We start from the raw sequence: 18622 nt of genomic DNA, 5'->3' as shown, positions 1-18622 counted from the left end.
TTAACATATTTCTTTCTACTTTTGCACTTCATAATACAGGAATAACAAAATGAATAATTCGAATCCCTTTTTCCACCTTTTCAAACAAGATATCACCTCGCTGGAAAAACCAGATAAATTCACTTTCCCCTTTTGTTATGAACCACATCCATTAAGTCTAGTAGCCGCTCAAGAACTTCAAGACTATTTAACGCATCAACAGGATTTTGAACACAATTTTGGACTAGTAGACGGTCAACAAGGTAGCCCTATTGGAAAAATGTTTGGAGTACTCGTTGTTGAAGATCAACAGGGAACATTGGGGTATTTGGCCGCCTGCTCGGGAAAACTAGCTGGAACAAATCTACACAAACACTTGGTACCCCCTCTTTTCGATATGCTCGATCCCGAAGGATTTTTTCTTCAGCAAGAAGCAATAATCAACAAACTCAACAGAGAAATCGAAATCCTGGAAGAAATGCCCGACATCCCATTGTTACGTCAACGGCTACAAGAAACACAACAGCAGACAGCAGAAGAATTAAGCAATCTACGCACACGCCATAAACAAAATAAAAGCCAGCGGAAAACAATACGTCACGAACAAAAGCCGCTGCTATCCGAAGAAGATTATAAGGTACTAGAACAGGATCTCGTTAAGCAGAGCTACAGGGATCAACACGAGTATGATGTCTTAAAGCAAAAAAGTAAAGATATTATTGCTTTTCTAGAAAACCAACTGCAGGATCTACTGGTCCGGATATCAGACAAGAAGGAAAATCGAAAACAGCTTTCTGCCAATTTGCAGCAGCAACTCTTCGATCAATATGTTTTTCTCGACGCAAACGGTCATAAAAAGTCCCTGCTTCCAATTTTTGAAGAAGCTATTCAGATGCTTCCTCCTGCTGGTGCCGGAGAATGTGCTGCGCCCAAGCTGCTCCAACACGCCTACCTCAACAACCTCAAGCCGGTCTGTATGGCCGAATTCTGGTGGGGGGCATCACCTGCATCGGAAATACGCAAGCACCGGTATTTCTACCCAGCCTGCAAAGGGAAGTGCGAACCTATCTTAAACCATATGCTACAGGGACTACCACTAGACCCCAGCCCTCTTCTTGAAAATCCTGCAGACAACAAAGAGTTGCCTATCATTTTTGAAGACAACGATATAATTGTTGTAAACAAACCGGAAGAATTTCTTTCTGTCCCGGGCATTCATGTTCACGATTCGGTTCAGACACGCATTCTACAGCGTAATCCCGAAATAACAGGACCACTCATCATACATAGGCTTGATATGTCCACTTCCGGTATTTTAGTACTTGCAAAGAACAAAGAAGCACATCAGTTTATTCAAGACCAGTTCATCCGTCACACCGTAAAGAAAAGATACACCGCAGTGCTCGATGGTATAATTAATGAAGAAAAAGGTCTGATTGACTTCCCATTGCGTGTAGATCTAGAAGACCGTCCGCGACAAATGTTATGCTACGAACATGGCAAAAATGCACAAACGCAATATCAAGTCGTAGCGGTAGAGGGAAACAGAACACGCATTCACTATTTCCCATTGACAGGGCGCACACACCAACTACGCGTACATTCAGCGCACCAAAAGGGGCTCAACACACCTATATATGGAGATGATCTTTACGGCAGACGAGCGAACAGGTTACATCTGCATGCCGGATATATTCAATTCATACATCCCACTACAAAACAAAGCGTTAGCTTCGAGATCAACGACCCTTTCTAATAAGAATTATAGAATATTGATGCATTTCCTTAACTTGGAATAAATTTAAAACACCAAATGGAAGCACTACGATATGCCTATCAACACCCCCTATTAGAAGCCAAAGACTTTGAATTAATATGCGATGCACATGAAAAGAAAAGTCTATCAAAAGGAGACTTCTTGTTACAAAAGGGGCAGACCGCCAATGAATACCATGTGATCGAAGCTGGGCTAGTCCGCTCCTATCTCTACGATTATGAAGGCAATGAGATAACGATTGATTTTAAAGGCAATAACGAAGTCGCCATTGAGGTAGCATCACTTTTCCAACGTGTACCTACGCAGGAGTACATACAATGTCTCACCGACTGTACCCTTTGGAAAATTAAATTTGATGACTTTCAAGATCTTTTCCATCAAATACCAGCAATGCGGGAGTGGGGCCGCGCATGGATGGCTTTTGAGCTGTACCTAAGCAAAAAGAGAGCTACTGAAATGATTACAGAACCTGCGACAAAGCGATACCTTCAACTCATGCAGGAAAGACCCCAAGTAATCCAACAGGCACCGCTGAAACACATCGCAACCTACCTAGGCATCACCGATACCTCACTGAGCCGTATACGAAAGGAAATCGCACATATATAAACACACAATCACCGAATAAACCTATGTACAAGATTATCCCATGTTTAATAATCCTATTGATGAGCATTGCCTGCCAGAATCATCCTAAACAGCAGCAAACCGAAGACCGAGTTGCGGAGACAAAGAAAGAAAAGGAAAACCTTTTAAAAAGCAGATTAACTGCTCTGGGATTATTACCTGAAAATCTCAACGTCCTATTGCTAGCCTATAAAAGTTCAGATAAACTGGATTTATATGCCAAGAAAAAGACAGACACATCCTATACCCTATTACATACCTACCCAATATGTAAACGCTCGGATGTGCTAGGTCCCAAAAAAGCAGAAGGAGACAAACAAGTCCCCGAAGGTTTTTATCATATCGATCGATTCAATCCCCAAAGCTTGTACTACCTATCCTTAGGGCTCAATTACCCCAACGAACTGGATAAAAACTTAGGATACACCGGATCCGATATTTTTATCCATGGAAAATGCGAAACCGTAGGCTGCTTGCCTATGACCGACGATCTTATCAAAGAAATATACTGTTATGCGCTATGGGCCAAAGAAAATGGACAGAAACAGATTCCTGTATACATCTTCCCGTTCGAGATGACGGATGAAAACATCGAAAAACATAAATCCGAAGTCGATGAAGCAACTTTAGCATTCTGGAATAATCTAAAAGAAGGTTATGACCTGTTTCATAAAAACTCAAAGGAACTCCAGTATTCCGTACAGAATGAACGATATGTGTTTGATTAGATCGCTGCGTATATTTTAAATGAACCATTAAAACATCTTTTGTCCTTGCCAGGACAGGGCCTTCATTATTTTTCATTGTGTTTGTTTTTTAAAGGCATTCAAGAGCCTCTTCGAGGGTTTGCTTGATCAAAAAACGAAGCAAAAAACTGACCGTAGGGAGCTCATGGACACCAAAATCAACAAAAGTCCATAAATCAAGACTGTTTAGCCTATGTTCATCACAGCACGTAAAGCAATCAAGGCGGTTTTCTAGGTCTCCCGGTTATTGGCCTACCCAAGACTGGAAAACCTTATCTATTGCAAGATGTACTGCTGTGCTACGATAGCTTTACGGCCTTTGACTCCATATGCTACAAGGTCGATCGTTCTACTTTACATTGATTGTTCGCAATTTCTTACACTTTTGAAAATGTCACCTTGGCGGGTTGCCAATTGTAGTAATGGTAATCTGTTGTGGCAAGCCGGCACAGTGACGCGCTTTTACCTCCTTTTGGCAAGACAAAAGGAGGTAAAAGCGCGGCTTGAGCGACAAAAAGATATCGATAATAAACCTTCCTTAAACTTCTCCCCCCTCATCTCCTTAAGATTCAAAATATTTATCCCTCCCTGTCCCCTTATTCTCCTTAAATTTTAGCAGTTTTGCAGCACTAAAATAATATCACGGTGCCGAAAAAGAGTCCTATAATCGTTCTTAAGAGAATATCTTACCTATTTACTGGATTAATTGCCACAATATTATTGGCAATGCTTATCCTCCCCTATTTTTTCAAAGATCAAATCAATAATACCCTCAAAGAAATCGCTAATAAAACAATCCAAGGTACACTTGATTACCGTGGTGTCAATGTTAGCTTCTTTACTCATTTCCCATCATTGACCACCTCTATACATGATGTACAACTCAAAGGATCCGCTCCATATCAAGACAGTACACTACTGGCTCTAAAAGAGGTCAGCATCGGAGTTGATCTAATATCGCTATTCAGCGACAAGATTATTTTGGACAAGCTGATTTTGAGCGAAGGAAAGATAAACGTATTGGTGGATTCGCTGGGGGCGGCAAATTATAACATTTACAACAGTACAGACAGTACAGCACAAACCAATAGCGATTCCACAGGTGGTCAAATTGCGTTTAAATTGTTACGATTAAAAAATGTAGACCTGCATTACTTTGATGCTTCAATACCAATGGAAATTGAAGCCCAAAATATAAATTACGAGGGCAAAGGTGACTTAAGCTCCGCTATTTTTGACCTTAAGACCGATGCTAAAATTGAAGCTTTTTCATTCACATTCGACAACGAAAAATATGTAGAGCACAAGAGTATTGATGCACAGCTTATCACCCGCATCAATACCAACGACCTTTCTTTTCTCTTTGAGAAAAACGATATTCGTATCAACCGGCTTCCGGTGCGCTTTAAAGGAGCTTTCGCCTTCCTTTCCAACGGATATCACTTAGATTTCAAGTTAAAATCACAGGAAAGTACGCTCAACGAACTCCTATCGTTAGTTCCTACGGCCTACGCAAACTGGCTCAAAGACACGCAGGTAAAGGGTACATCAGAAGTCTTTATGAATCTGGAAGGTGACTATATCGCAGACGAACACAAAATGCCCAACCTAAGTCTGGGGCTAATCATCAATGATGGCTACCTATCCTACAACAATACAAAGACACCTATTACGGCTTGGAATGCCAAGTTCAGAGTAGATCTCCCTCAGCTCAATCTAGACTCCTTGGCAATCGACCTGAAACAATTTGAATTCAAGGTCGCAAATGGATTTTTCAAAACAGAAGGACAGATTAAAGGAGTCGATCCCATGCAAATTCATTCAACAGTAAACAGCTCACTTGATTTAGGAAATCTATACCAAGCGATACAATGGCCAGATTTCAGCTTTGCTGGACAATTGGATCTAGATGGACATGTTGAAGGCACTTACTCGACAGATACATTGACCTATGGACTACGAAATAAAAAAGAAGTATACATATCATCCATTCCCACATTCAACATAAAAAACTCGTTGAAAAATGGCTATTTCAAACTAACGGCCTTACCCGTTGCAATAGAAAGAATAGCCTATTCGCTAGAGGCCTCAGGAACAGACAATCAGATCAAAAACGCAAAAATTGCGATAAAGGACATTGATATCGCTTCCCTAAACAATTTCATAAAAGGACATGCTGATATCAAGGATTTTCAAAGACTCCATCTCGATGCAAACATTCAGGCCGACATTGACCTTTCAGACATTAAGAAGATATACCCTATTGAAAGTGCTGAAATTGCCGGAAATGTATTTGTGAATATTATCTCGCAAGGCTTCATGGATCTGAAGAAAAATGTGATCCCCGAAACGAGTGCAACGGTTACGATGAAGAATGGCTATTTCAAGTCGACAGCCTATCCGATCCCATTGGAAGATATTCATGTAGAGACTTATATCAACAGCAAGAAAGGTTCCTTAGGCGATTTGAGCATAAAGATCCTTCCTGTTTCATTCAAACTGGCGAGCGAACCATTTTTCTTGCAGGCGGATTTTCAAAACTTCAACAATATCAAATATGCAGTTCAATCTAAAGGCAAGCTTAATCTGGGATCTATCTATAAGCTTTTTGCAAATGAAGGAACAGATATTGATGGCTATATCCGTACAGATATCGATCTAGCTGGATTGCAAAGTGATGCTATGCAGGGTCGATACAATAGGCTGAAAAATGAAGGGCAGGTGGATATCGGCAGTATAAGAGTCAACACAGAGCTCCTACCTCAGGATATTTATATTAAAAGCGGGAAATTCTCTTTCAAACAAGAAAAGCTCAATTTTAATAAGTTTGTCGCCCAGTATGGAAATAACGAAATCAGCATAAAAGGATATATCAATAATATCGTCAACTACCTGACCTTAAATACAGATATCCTTAAAGGCAGCTTCAATCTGCACAGCAGAAAAATTACGTTAGACGACTTCATGGCCTTCAGTACACCTAAAACAATGTCTAGTACATCGAATAGCAACTCAGGAGTGATATTGTTACCACAATTGCTCGACGTCGAGATCCTTGGCGCTGTAGATCAAGTCTATTACGAAAAAATTCTCCTCAAGAACTTCAAAGGCAATCTAAAACTAAAGTCCGGTAATCTCGCTATCGACAATACTGGTTTTGAACTCGCAGGTCTCAAAACAGACATGTCCATAAAATATCGTCCGCTAAATCCTTACAAAGCGCGATTTGATTTTACAGTGAAAGCAGACAGTTTTGACATTCAGCGGGCCTATCAAGAAATACCGCTATTCCAACAAATGGTAACTTCTGCTAAAGATGCCCACGGCATCATTTCTTTAGATTACCAATTGGCAGGACTGTTAGATGGTACGATGTCTCCTATCATGCCTTCGATACAAGGAAAAGGGACATTAAACCTGGATAAAATCCGATTTAAAAACTTCAAATTATTGAATGGTATCAGTCAGGCAACCTCGAAAGAAGGCTTTCTCGATGCAGATCTCAAGAAAGTTAAAATCCCTACCTTCATCAAGAACAATGTAATAACGATCGAACGTACGAAGATGAAAATGGCAGGATTTCGCCCCCGTTTTGAGGGACAGGTCACCTTGGATGGCAGGATGAACATCGGCTTTAGATTAGGACTGCCACCCTTCGGAATATTAGGTATCCCAATGCGAATCAACGGGACATCCGAGAATTTCAAAATAAAACTAGGGCGCTACAAAGAAGATGATCTGGACACTGAGATGGATGAGGAGGATAAAGCGAACTATGAGGCCTCTTTAAAAAAGGATAGCGTATCCAATAATTGATAAAGAAAAAGCCTATTTATTTTTAGGCTCTTTCTTCGGAAATCCCGAATCAAATACTTTATCCCAAATAGCAGAACTGACTCCAAATCCTTTTTCCGGATCCGAGTAGTGATGCAACATGTGGTGGTCTTTTATTTTCTTAAACAATCCTGACTTAAAATTAGCATGGTGCATCGCATAATGACATTCGTCATAAATCAGATAACCGAATAAAAATCCCGCAAAAAAAGATGCTAATATAAATTCAGGAAAGAAAACATAAAAAATAAAATATATAATAGTCGCCATAGGAATACTCGCCGATAGCGGCATCACCAAACGTAGTCTATCTTTTGGATAATCATGGTGTACCCCGTGAAAGATAAAATGAATACGCAATCCTATTTTACTTTTGGGCACGAAATGGAATACCCAGCGATGCAGGATATATTCGGCAAATGTCCAAAATGCTAAACCCAGTAAAAAGTAAAGTAAAATACTACCAACAGACATGTCGCCAACCACATACGATTTGCGAATAAAATAGATGATAACCGGTATCCAAAAAATCAAGGGGACCGTAAAATGAACCTTGGTCAACGACTCTAGAAAATCGTTTTTAAACATCCGGGTGGATTCTGTTGAATTTGAAACGTAGTTTTTCTTTGCCATAACATCAAATAATCCAATTATCCCCTACAAAGTGATTTACAAATAGAGTTAACACAAAATTAATATTCGCAAATAACATTCGAAAGACTTATTCGTCATATTTATGTCCAATTACTGACTTTTATACCAATAAGGTTAGTTTTATGGGGTCAACGAACATTTCTTTGATATGCCCCCTTTCAATGCCGAAAATCACAAAGAAATTTGTAATTTTACCAAGTTAGAAACACCCCTTAAGACAGACTTAGCATAATTAAAGTAACGTAAATGATTGATGAAATAAACGGTTCTGAAGAGAACAATTTAGAAAACAACCAACAACAGGACACTGAACAAGCCAGCAACACGATTCCACTATCAGGACTGTACGAAACTTGGTTTCTAGACTATGCATCCTATGTTATATTGGATCGGGCAGTTCCTCATATCAACGATGGATTTAAACCCGTACAGCGTCGTATTCTTCACTCTTTGAAAGAAATGGACGATGGTCGTTTCAACAAAGCTGCTAACGTCATTGGAAACACGATGAAATACCACCCACATGGTGATGCTTCTATTGGAGATGCTATGGTACAGATCGGTCAAAAAGACCTTTTGATTGACTGCCAAGGTAACTGGGGTGATCCAGTAACCGGTGATTCGGCAGCAGCACCACGTTATATTGAAGGACGTCTTTCTAAATTCGCGAATGAGGTGGTATTTAATCCAGATACTACAGATTGGCAATTGAGTTATGATGGACGGAATAAAGAACCTATTACGCTACCTGTCAAGTTTCCTCTACTCTTGGCACAAGGAGCCGAAGGTATCGCAGTAGGTCTAGCGACCAAAATCATGCCGCACAACTTTATTGAACTAATAGATGGCTCCATTCAAGTACTTCAAGGCGAACGACCAAATATATTCCCCGACTTCCCCACAGGAGGTCTAGCTGACGTTTCCAACTACAATGAAGGACAACGCGGAGGGAAAATAAGAGTAAGAGCCAAAATCGAGGAGCGCGATAAAAAAACACTTGCCATCACCCAAATCCCTTTTGGTACCACCACAGGGGCTTTGATCGAAAGTATAGTCTCGGCCAATGACAAGGGAAAAATTAAAATCAAAAAAATAGAGGACAATACAGCTGAGAACGTAGAGATTATCGTTCACTTAGCCCCGGGCATCTCTCCAGATGTCACTATAGATGCGCTATACGCCTTTACATCCTGTGAATCGTCAATATCACCCAATACCTGTGTCATCAAGGAAAGTAAACCTTACTTTATGAGTGTCAATGACATTCTTATTGAAAACACAGTACAAACAAAGGCCTTATTAAAACTTGAACTTGAAATCCGTCTCCGCGAATTACAGGAGAAAATTTTCTTTAGTAACCTCTTAAAGATCTTTATCCAAGAGGGAATGTACAAGCATCCGGATTACGAAAATTCTGGAGATTTCGACACTGTAGTTCAAGTGTTGACTCGTCTTTTCACACCTTACTTCGACCAGTTCTACCGAGAAATCGTTGCCGAGGATTATAAAAAACTCATCGATAAACCAATGAGTAGCATCACTAGATTCGACGTTAAAAAAGCCGACGAACAGATGAGAGCACTGGAAGACGAGATTAAAGAAGTTAAGAAAAACCTTAGACAACTTACCGAATTTACAATCGCTTGGTTTGAACGCTTGCGCAGCAAATATGCCAAAGGACGTGAACGCAAAACCGAGCTACGTGTATTTGATAAAGTAGAAGCTGCCCAAGTTGCTTTAGCCAACGCTAAACTATATGTCAATCGCGCCGAAGGTTTTATCGGAACAGGTATGAAGAAGGATGAGTTTGTCTCTGACTGCTCAGACATTGATGATATTATTGTCTTCCGCGAAGATGGTAAATACAGTGTAGTCAAGGTGCAAGATAAGGTCTTTGTCGGAAAAGATATTATCCACGTCGCCGTTTTCAAAAAAGGGGACGAACGCACCATATACAATGCTATTTACGTAGATGGTCCTAATGGAACTACTTATATAAAAAGATTCTCCGTAACCGGTGTAACAAGAGACAAAGACTATGATATCACTAAGGGAACAAAAGGGTCCAAGCTGTTATATTTCTCAGCCAACCCCAATGGAGAAGCCGAAGTAGTAAATATCCAACTCAAGCCGCATACCAAATTACGGAAGACCACATTTGATCAAAATTTTGCAGAGATCGCCATAAAAGGAAAAAATTCGATGGGAAATATTGTTTCCAAATACCCCGTAAAGAAAATAACCTTCAAAAGTGCGGGAGTTTCGACACTTGCTGGACGCAAAATATGGTATGACGACATATTAAAGCGACTCAACGCAGACGAAAGAGGTAAATTCTTGGGTGAGTTTGATGGGGATGATAAAATATTGCTCATCTTTAGCGACGGTTCTTTCGAGTTATCCAATTTTGATCTCAACAATCACTTTGACGAAAAAATGATCCGAATAGAAAAACACTATCCGAATCATGTATATACCGCAGTACACCAAGACGGGAAGTCCGGTGCATACTATGTCAAACGGTTCGTGTTTGAGGATGTTCAGGTAGGCAAACGCATCTCCTTCATCAATGAAGAACCTGGATCTAAATTGATCTTATTGACCAATCATCCAGATCCAATAGTAAAAATTGATCAACTTAAAGGCAAGTCCCAAGTACCGGAAACAATAGAACAACCGCTGAATGAATTAATAGATGTAAAAAAAATCAAAGCTCAAGGAAATAGACTATCCTTTCATAATGTACACAAAGTTACCAGCCTTCGTGAAGAAATTGACCTAGCGGTAATTCCGGAAAAGGAAACAGATACGATTCCTTTTGAAATTACAAATCCAGAAGATATCCAGACCGACAATGACGGTCAGATCGGCCTATTTCAATAAAAAAACAAGAGGAGCTACATACGGCTCCTCTTGTTTTTGCCGCTGCCCACTACCAACTATTGACTTCACACAGCCCAATTATAGTTTTATTCCTGTTTTTCGATTTTAATCAAACTGTCAATAAAAAACCGCAAAAACATTTAATTAATACACTAAAAATTGCATTTCTTTGCATTTTTGTTGTAAATTAGACGTTGATTAAAGAGGCCTTCCACTATTGAGATTATGATTATGACAAAAAAAATCGCATACTTTTGTTTTCCTATATTAACTGTATTTTCATCGCTTGAAATCGCTGCTCAAGTTGATTCTACTACATACAAAATTGTTGTTGCTTCCATAGAAGCGGGAAAGTCAAAGTTTGCTCCAGATAAAAGAACGAAGTTAATCGAATTGACCACCGCAGACCTCCAAAAAAATTCATTTGTAGTACAAACAACCGAAGTCAACGCGGTTCCTTTTTTGGAAGAAAAGTTACGAAATAGTGGGGCGCAAATAAAAATACAACTCTATCCCGATACTTCGGTAGGGACAAAGTCGACAGGGATTATAAACTTATCGGTAGCTAATCTACGTACAAAACCAGGGCACGCCTCTGAAATGGCTTCTCAAGCTCTTTTAGGGACACAGGTAGATATTCTACAACGATCCAAAGGAGAATATAGAGTACGTACACCTGAAGGTTATATCTCTTGGGTCCCCACCTCTTCGGTAGTAGCTATGTCATCCCCTGAATTACAAAAGTGGAAGGCACAGAGAAAAATCATATACATCAGTGACTTTGGGAAATCTTTATCAAAACCAGATCCTAAAAGTGTACGCGTATCAGACTTAGTATATGGTAATATTCTGGCATTGCAAAAAGAAACCACTCAGTATTACGAGATAGCCTATCCCGACGGACGAATTGGATACGTACCTAAAAGCGAAGCTACCGATCTAAATACCTGGATAAAGTCTAGAAGCCTTACCGCCGACAACGTATTAAGTAGTGCCCAAAGCATGCTGGGACTTCCCTATCTTTGGGGAGGGACATCTGTCAAAGGAGTAGATTGCAGCGGTTTCACAAAAACCGCTTTCTTTATGAATGGCTATGTAATACCACGAGACGCTTCCCAACAAGTATTAGTGGGTGATCCAGTCGACATTCTAGACCAAGAGGGGCATTTTGATCCTTCCAAAGCATTAAAGAATCTAAAACCCGCCGACTTGCTGTTCTTTGCTGCCGGAAAGGCCAATAGCCCCAATGCTCGTGTCACACACGTAGCACTATATATCAGCAATGGCGAATTTATTCATTCCGCAGGGACGGTACGCATCAATTCTATACTGAAAGATGCAAACAATTACGATGACTTCCAAACGAGGACTGTGGTTGCTGCCAAACGTTACGTAGGATCAAACGATAAAGCAATCGAACGCGTGCAGGACAATTCATTTTATAAAAAATAATTATTTAGCACAATCATAACACCATGAACACCACAGATTGGCAAACAAAGAAAATGGGGAAATTCACGTTGCGCTTTAGGCCTTATACCTTAGAAATGCGTCACGTTTTTACAGTTGCATCATTTAGTAGAACGACTACTCCCGTGGTATTGACCGAAATAGAATACGACGGCATCATTGGATATGGCGAAGCAAGTATGCCTCCCTATTTGGGCGAGTCACAGGAAAGTGTTTGCACTTTTTTACGAAAAGTAGATTTATCAGCTTTTTCATCACCGTTCGAGACAGAAGAGATCCTTTCTTATGTAGATCTCTTGGAAGAGAAAAATACAGCAGCCAAGGCATCTATTGATATCGCATTGCACGATTTATTGGGAAAAATAATGCAACAGCCCTTTTACAAGATATGGGGATTAAACCCCAATCGAATCCCCCCTACCTCATACACTATTGGTATCGATAGTGAGGAGATGATTCGTAAAAAAGTAAAAGAAGCGGAACAATTTAAGATATTAAAAGTGAAATTGGGTCTCGATACGGATAAGATGATTATTGACACCATCCGTTCGGTCACCGATGTACCCTTATGTGCCGATGTAAACCAGGGTTGGAAAAATAAAGAAGAAGCATTGGAAATGGCTTACTGGCTTAATGAAAGGAATGTAGTATTTTTAGAGCAACCTATGCCGAAAGAAATGCTAGATGAGAATGCCTGGCTTACCGCCCACTCCCCCATTCCAACCATTGCAGATGAGGGTTGTCAACGGCTGATCGATATACCGAAACTGCAAGGCGTGTATACAGGAATAAACATCAAATTGATGAAATGCACAGGAATGCGTGAAGCAAAACGGATGGCCGAACTAGCACGTGCCTTGGACTTGAAAGTCATGCTGGGGTGCATGACCGAGACCTCTTGTGCAATATCCGCTGCAGCACAGCTTGCACCACTAATCGACTGGGCAGATTTGGATGGAGCATTATTAATCGGTAATGATATCTATAGTGGAATGATAGTACAAGATGGTCAGTGTATACTGCCTGATCGTCCGGGGATAGGGGTATTGAAAAACGCCTAACACCAGAACCAAAAAAATCTCCGACCGTTAAGTCGGTCGGAGTAACCATACAAACTTAATAATTATAAACTAATAAGCCTTATTCATGAAAATTCATCTACTCACCACACTATGTGTGATGGCTAGCGCCGGTTTACAGGTTGTAAATGCGCAGCAGGTTTCAGTAGCTGGGAAAGTGACCGATCAAAATGGCACTCCACTTTCAGGAGTGACAATCACGGTCAAAGGGACCTCTACTGCAACTTCAACAAACTCCAGCGGTCTATTCTCTTTGAATACAGACCAAAATTCAACATTATTAATTTCTGCTGTTGGATACAGCCCGCAGGAAATAGAGGTAAGAGGCAGAAAGACGATAAGAATAACACTGCTATCAGGAGAAGAGGATATAGAAGAAGTTGTTGTAACAGCTCTAGGGATCCAAAGATCTCAAAAATCGTTAGGTTACTCTACCCAGAAAATTGGAGGAGATGATTTGACTTTCACAAAGGAAACTAACGTTTTAGGATCTCTAGCGGGAAAGGTCGCCGGTGCTCAGGTAACTGGTTCTTCGGGAGCAAATTTAGGAGGAACTCAAAAAATAAAATTAAGGGGGATTAATTCAGTGACAGGAGGGGGGCAACCCTTAATGGTAATTGATGGAACCCCCATCTCCAACTCAAATTTCAGTTCAAGTAATGGAAATGGAGTCGACCTAGGAAACGTAGGACAAGATATCAACCCAGAAGACATCGAAAACATCAACATACTAAAAGGCCCCACAGCGTCGGCGCTCTATGGTATCCGTGGGCAGTATGGAGTTATTATGATAACTACAAAAAAAGGCAAGAAAGGCCCTAAATCAGTAGCAATAGATCTTAGCTCTGCAACTTCATTCGAACGGGTTGGCAATTTTATGCCCCTACAAAACACATATGGAGTGGGCAATAACCAGAACTTTTTGAAATTGGCTTCAGGAGAATTCTACGTAAATGGTAATGATGAATCTTGGGGGCCAAAAATGGATGGAACACCTGTCCGAATGTTTTATAGCTTTTATCCTCAGGATCCAGATTATGGAAAGGCTAGCCCATTCGTACCACAACCTGACAATATCAAAGATTTCTTCAATACAGGGATAAATACCAATAACGGAATTACGATAAGTGGAGGGGCAGAAAACAGTGCTATTCGTTTTTCTTATAATAACGCATATATCAAAGGTACTTACCCTAATACATGGCTCAAAAGAAACAACTTTGCTGTTAATGGATCACTGGACATAACAGAAAAACTGACCGCATCTGCTAATATCAATTATGCCAACAACAAAGGACAACGCCCTACACAAGGTTATCAAGGATCCTTTACGGGGGCGACACAATGGTTTCAAAGAAATATAGACATCAACCGATTACGGAATTATAAGTATGCTGATGGTACCATTCTAAACTGGAATGTGAATCCAAATACAACTTCAGAATTAATAGTCAATAACACACCGTCAGACTGGAATAATCCATTTTTTGACGCCTATGAAAATCTAAACAATGATTCTAGAGATCGATTTTTTGGAGATGTTGGAGTAACCTACAAGATTTTTTCAGAACTTAAGGTCTCAGGTTTCATAAGAAGAGATCAATTTACACAAAACATCAGCAGAAGACTCGCTATCGGAGGACGATCAGAAAGTGCCGATGGTACTTTCAAATCAAATCAAGGATATAGTGTGGGCAAATACCAAAACGAAGAAAGCAATTATGAATTTCTTGCTCAATATGATAAAGTATGGGGAGACTTATCCCTCAATACCAACCTTGGTGGAAATATTTATATACGTAATTATGACTACCTCAGCCAACGTACACAAGGAGGACTGAGTTCAATTGGTTTCTATAACATCGAAGCCTCAATAGATAGGCCTGCTGTCGCCTCATACAAACTAAAGGAACAAACACGATCCGCATATATAATGACTTCTTTAGGCTACAAAGAAACCTACTTTATTGACGGATCTTTCAGAAGAGATATTTCTTCAGCATTGCCAAAAGACAACAATGCCTACAACTATTCCTCTGTATCTGGTTCTTTTGTATTCAGTAATTTGATAGAATCTTCAATCTTAAGTTTTGGTAAACTAAGAAGTTCATACGCTGTAGCAGGAGCTTCTGTCCCACCATATTCTACTATTTTAAATTACGAAATTGGATCCGTGTACACGAGTTCGAATGGACCGATAAATACACTTTATGTACCTGATGTTTTAAATAACCCTAGTTTGAAACCATCATTTGCGAATTCCTTTGAAATTGGTACAGATTTAAAATTCTTCAACAATAGATTAGGATTAGATTTCACTTATTACATGCAAAGAAACAAAGATCAAGTTATTGGACTCTCTTCTCCTGTAGCGACTGGATTCACTCAATTTAGGGTGAATGCAGGCGATATAGAAAATAACGGTATTGAGTTGTCACTGACAGCAACCCCAGTTCAAACTAGTAACTTTACTTGGAACACAACACTTAACGGGGCAAGAAACAACAGTATTATTCACGAACTGATAACAGGAATTGATTCCTATCAACTGGACAACAACACCTACTCAAGTCAAACAGTATATCTATATGCTAATAAAGGAGAAGCATTTGGTTCATTAGTAGGACCTGGATACAAAAGAGATGAGGCGACTGGAAAAATATTACTAGACAACGCGAACTTACCGATTCAAGAGTTAAATAAGAATTTTGGTTCGGTTGTTCCAAAATTCACCGGTGGATTTATTAATAGTTTCAGATATAAAAACTTTGACTTGAATACCATGATAGACTTCCAATCGGGAGGAAAATTCTTTAGTTGGTCAAAAATGTTAGCAGTAAAGTCCGGTCAGGCTGAAGAAACTGCAGTTCTAAATAGCAAAGGTAAAAATGTCCGTGATCCTTTAGTTGATGGTGGAGGTTATGAAATCAACGGGATATCACAATCATCAGGACAAGAGGTAAACGCATTTATTGATGCAAGAACCTATTTTAGAAATCAGATTGGTACTAGAATTTATGAAGAGTGGGTATTCGATGCTTCGTATATCAAATTACGGGAAGTTAGTTTAGGCTATACATTCACTGATAATCAATTAGGCAGAACTCCTTTAAAATCAATACGAATTTCTGCTATAGCCCGAAATCCTTGGATGATTTGGCAAAAAGCGCCAAAAGGTCTTGATCCATCAGAGTTGTCTTCAGGTAGTGCGAACATCAGCTGGATAGAAAAAGGAGAATTACAGACCGTACGCTCCTATGGTTTTAATTTAAGTGTTAAGTTTTAAATAGAAAGTCATGAAAAAGCATAATATAATGAAGTATCTATGGATTGCTATCAGTCCAATGTTAATTATCTCCTGTACAAAGTTTGACGATTCATATTATGAGGATCCGAATAGACCAAGTAAAGCTTCCGGAACACAACTTATAGCTAATTCACAGCTCTATCTATCCAATGTGAGCTCAAGCGCATATGGTGTACATTACCCCCAATATCTTAGTCTAACAACTTTCACTGACAATTCAAGATTTATAGCAACTAACTTTAATTTTTCTACCTGGTATGCTGGTCCACTGATGAATCTTGAAGCAGTACTCCAAAGTGAGAAAGAGTTAAATGCCAATGAAGGACCTGTTGTCAATCAGATTGCCGTCGCAAAAACATTAAAGGCTTTCTTCATGTGGCACGTCACAGACCGATGGGGAGATGTCCCTATGAATGAAGCACTTAAAGGAATAGGGTTATCTAATCCAAAATATGATAAACAGGAAGAAATTTATAATAGCATATTCAAACTATTAGATGAAGCAAACAATAATATTGTTTTAACGAATGGAAATATCAAAAATGATATTGTTTACAAAGGTGATATTGCAAAATGGAAAAAATTAGGTAACTCTATCCATATGTTAATGGCATTACGCCTTTCTAAAGTAAATCCTGAAAAAGGAAAAGCGGAGTTTGTAAAAGCAATGGATGCTGGCATCTTAACTTCCAACAGTGATAACTTATCCTATCCTCACCTAGCAGAATCAGCTCATGAAAATTTCTGGTATAACTCGTTTACTGTCCTAAAAAGAAACTGGTATGCTTTAAGCAAAACTTTGGTTGATCATATGTTACCATATAACGACCCTCGTCTACCTGTTTTCGGCGATAAAAATAACACTGGAGGATATGCAGGCTTAGAGTTTGGTAAACTAGTCCCCAATCCTGATGTTGATATACCAAAAATATCACTTTTTGGCAGTTCAATTAGAAAGCAAGATTCACCTGTTCATCTAGTGACATATGCACAACTATTATTCGCTAAAGCAGAAGCTGCAAAGTTGGGATGGATAAGTGGGGGGGATAGTCAGGCAAAATCTTTTTATGAAGAAGCTATTAAACAATCTATCGCACAATGGACTGGTTCTACAACAGATGTAGCAACATATTTAACCAATATAGATATTGCATATAATGCAAATAAGGCAATTGAACAAATTGCTACACAACGTTGGATTCACTTATTCCCTTACGGATACGAAGGCTGGGCAGAATGGAGAAGAACAGGATACCCTAACTTAACAGTTGCAGCTGATATCAATGGTGGTCAAATGCCTCGTCGAGAAGGTTACCCAACACAAGAAGCATCAAATAACAAGACAAATTATGAGGCAGCTGTAAAGGCTTTCCCATACGGAGGAACTGATGGTTTAAACACTAGAGTGTGGTGGGATAAGCCATAACAATTTATAAAGGGACGATGTAATGTATCGTCCCTTTACTCTTTTCTAAAATATTGTCTTTGCAATCCCTCCATCCAAAGGAATAGCCGTTCCTGTAAGAAATGCCGCATACTCGGAAGCTAAAAATGCCGCTAAATACCCATACTCGCTCGGATCCCCCAATCGATGCATGGGTACCGATGCAATACGTTGTTGACGGATCTCGTCTACACTAACTCCCCTGCTTTGAGCCTGAGACTCCATCAAACTATTAAGACGATCCGTATCAAAATATCCCGTTAAGATAGAATTGACAGTAATACCTTCCGCTGCGACAGCATTCGACAAGCTTTTGCTCCAAGATACAAGAGCCGTACGCATCGTATTTGATAGAACAAGAGCATCTTGAGGCTCTTTAACTGTCATCGATGACACGTTAATAATCCGCCCAAAACCCTGACTTTTCATATAGGGCAATGCTAGTTGGCTTGTTAATACCGCATTTTGGAACAGCAAATCAAAAGCTTGCTGATAGTCAAACTCGTCTTTCGACAACACATCTCCGGCCTGCGGACCGTTGGTATTATTCACCAAGATATCTACCTTATGATTTGAAAAATAATCTTTCAAATTATCCCTATGCCTTTTCGGATCATTAAAATCGGTATGTAGATAGCCATGTTGTTGTCCAAAACTTACGTCCAACTCTTTCAACACCATCTCAAGTTTATCTACTGAGCGAGCCATTAAAGTCACCTCAGCACCACATTTTGCAAGCTCTATTGCAATGGCCTTTCCAATTCCTGAAGAACTCCCGCCTACCAGAGCCTTTTTCCCTATTAGTTTTATTTCCATAATTAT

The 18622-nt window shown here is 39.7% G+C and carries 11 protein-coding genes; 9 read left to right on the top strand and 2 right to left on the bottom strand.

The annotated features are described in order from the left end of the window. The first annotated feature begins 49 nt into the window (after nt 1–49). The 4 genes from G7B20_RS17570 (at nt 50) to G7B20_RS17555 (ending at nt 6945) form a co-directional block, all read left to right on the top strand. Entirely contained in the window at nt 50–1735 is a 1686-nt protein-coding gene (locus tag G7B20_RS17570; protein WP_164112719.1) for an RluA family pseudouridine synthase, read from the top strand. A gap of 57 nt (nt 1736–1792) precedes the next feature. Then, entirely contained in the window at nt 1793–2365 is a 573-nt protein-coding gene (locus G7B20_RS17565) for a Crp/Fnr family transcriptional regulator (RefSeq protein WP_164112718.1), read from the top strand. Nucleotides 2366–2388: 23 nt separating this feature from the next. Then, nucleotides 2389–3111: a murein L,D-transpeptidase family protein gene (locus G7B20_RS17560; RefSeq protein ID WP_164112717.1), complete on the top strand. Its 723-nt coding sequence runs from the start codon at nt 2389–2391 to the stop codon at nt 3109–3111. 663 nt (nt 3112–3774) lie between these two features. Continuing rightward, nucleotides 3775–6945 carry an AsmA-like C-terminal region-containing protein gene (locus G7B20_RS17555; RefSeq protein WP_164112716.1) on the top strand — a complete coding sequence of 1057 codons (3171 nt, stop codon included), beginning with the start codon at nt 3775–3777 and terminating at the stop codon, nt 6943–6945. A 12-nt stretch (nt 6946–6957) separates the two neighbouring features. Here the strand turns inward: G7B20_RS17555 and G7B20_RS17550 are convergent, their stop codons facing one another. After that, nucleotides 6958–7596, bottom strand: a complete 639-nt coding sequence (locus tag G7B20_RS17550; protein WP_240452774.1) for a sterol desaturase family protein — start codon at nt 7594–7596, stop codon at nt 6958–6960. Between the two features lie 267 nt (nt 7597–7863). Between G7B20_RS17550 and G7B20_RS17545 the strand changes: the two genes are divergently transcribed. The 5 genes from G7B20_RS17545 to G7B20_RS17525 all read left to right on the top strand — a co-directional run bounded on the left by G7B20_RS17545 (nt 7864) and on the right by G7B20_RS17525 (nt 17782). After that, nucleotides 7864–10500 carry a DNA gyrase/topoisomerase IV subunit A gene (locus tag G7B20_RS17545; protein WP_164112715.1) on the top strand — a complete coding sequence of 879 codons (2637 nt, stop codon included), beginning with the start codon at nt 7864–7866 and terminating at the stop codon, nt 10498–10500. A gap of 231 nt (nt 10501–10731) precedes the next feature. Then, on the top strand, nt 10732–11952 hold the full coding sequence (locus tag G7B20_RS17540) for a C40 family peptidase (RefSeq protein ID WP_164112714.1): 1221 nt from the start codon (nt 10732–10734) through the stop codon (nt 11950–11952). 23 nt (nt 11953–11975) lie between these two features. Beyond that, complete coding sequence (locus G7B20_RS17535; protein ID WP_164112713.1) at nt 11976–13031, top strand: dipeptide epimerase; 1056 nt, start codon at nt 11976–11978, stop codon at nt 13029–13031. 85 nt (nt 13032–13116) lie between these two features. Continuing rightward, the gene (locus G7B20_RS17530) at nt 13117–16335 is read left to right on the top strand and encodes a SusC/RagA family TonB-linked outer membrane protein (protein ID WP_164112712.1); all 3219 of its coding nucleotides are present in this window, start codon (nt 13117–13119) and stop codon (nt 16333–16335) included. 10 nt (nt 16336–16345) lie between these two features. Next, nucleotides 16346–17782, top strand: a complete 1437-nt coding sequence (locus G7B20_RS17525) for a SusD/RagB family nutrient-binding outer membrane lipoprotein (RefSeq protein WP_205600265.1) — start codon at nt 16346–16348, stop codon at nt 17780–17782. Between the two features lie 45 nt (nt 17783–17827). On the opposite strand, the gene G7B20_RS17520 is transcribed toward G7B20_RS17525, so the two are convergent. Beyond that, complete coding sequence (locus G7B20_RS17520; RefSeq protein WP_164112711.1) at nt 17828–18616, bottom strand: SDR family oxidoreductase; 789 nt, start codon at nt 18614–18616, stop codon at nt 17828–17830. Between the last annotated feature and the right edge of the window lie 6 nt (nt 18617–18622).

It is taken from the genome of Sphingobacterium sp. xlx-96, from assembly GCF_011007365.1.
Classification (GTDB): domain Bacteria; phylum Bacteroidota; class Bacteroidia; order Sphingobacteriales; family Sphingobacteriaceae; genus Sphingobacterium; species Sphingobacterium luzhongxinii.
Note: the sequence above shows the minus strand (reverse complement) of the source record. Positions and strands in the feature narration are given on the sequence as shown.

Coding starts and splice junctions, on each gene's coding strand:
- G7B20_RS17560 (WP_164112717.1), top strand. CDS start 2,389: ATGTACAAGATTATCCCATGTTTAATAATCCTATTGATGAGCATTGCC.
- G7B20_RS17520 (WP_164112711.1), bottom strand. CDS start 18,616: ATGGAAATAAAACTAATAGGGAAAAAGGCTCTGGTAGGCGGGAGTTCT.
- G7B20_RS17565 (WP_164112718.1), top strand. CDS start 1,793: ATGGAAGCACTACGATATGCCTATCAACACCCCCTATTAGAAGCCAAA.
- G7B20_RS17530 (WP_164112712.1), top strand. CDS start 13,117: ATGAAAATTCATCTACTCACCACACTATGTGTGATGGCTAGCGCCGGT.
- G7B20_RS17540 (WP_164112714.1), top strand. CDS start 10,732: ATGACAAAAAAAATCGCATACTTTTGTTTTCCTATATTAACTGTATTT.
- G7B20_RS17525 (WP_205600265.1), top strand. CDS start 16,346: ATGAAAAAGCATAATATAATGAAGTATCTATGGATTGCTATCAGTCCA.
- G7B20_RS17570 (WP_164112719.1), top strand. CDS start 50: ATGAATAATTCGAATCCCTTTTTCCACCTTTTCAAACAAGATATCACC.
- G7B20_RS17535 (WP_164112713.1), top strand. CDS start 11,976: ATGAACACCACAGATTGGCAAACAAAGAAAATGGGGAAATTCACGTTG.
- G7B20_RS17545 (WP_164112715.1), top strand. CDS start 7,864: ATGATTGATGAAATAAACGGTTCTGAAGAGAACAATTTAGAAAACAAC.
- G7B20_RS17550 (WP_240452774.1), bottom strand. CDS start 7,596: ATGGCAAAGAAAAACTACGTTTCAAATTCAACAGAATCCACCCGGATG.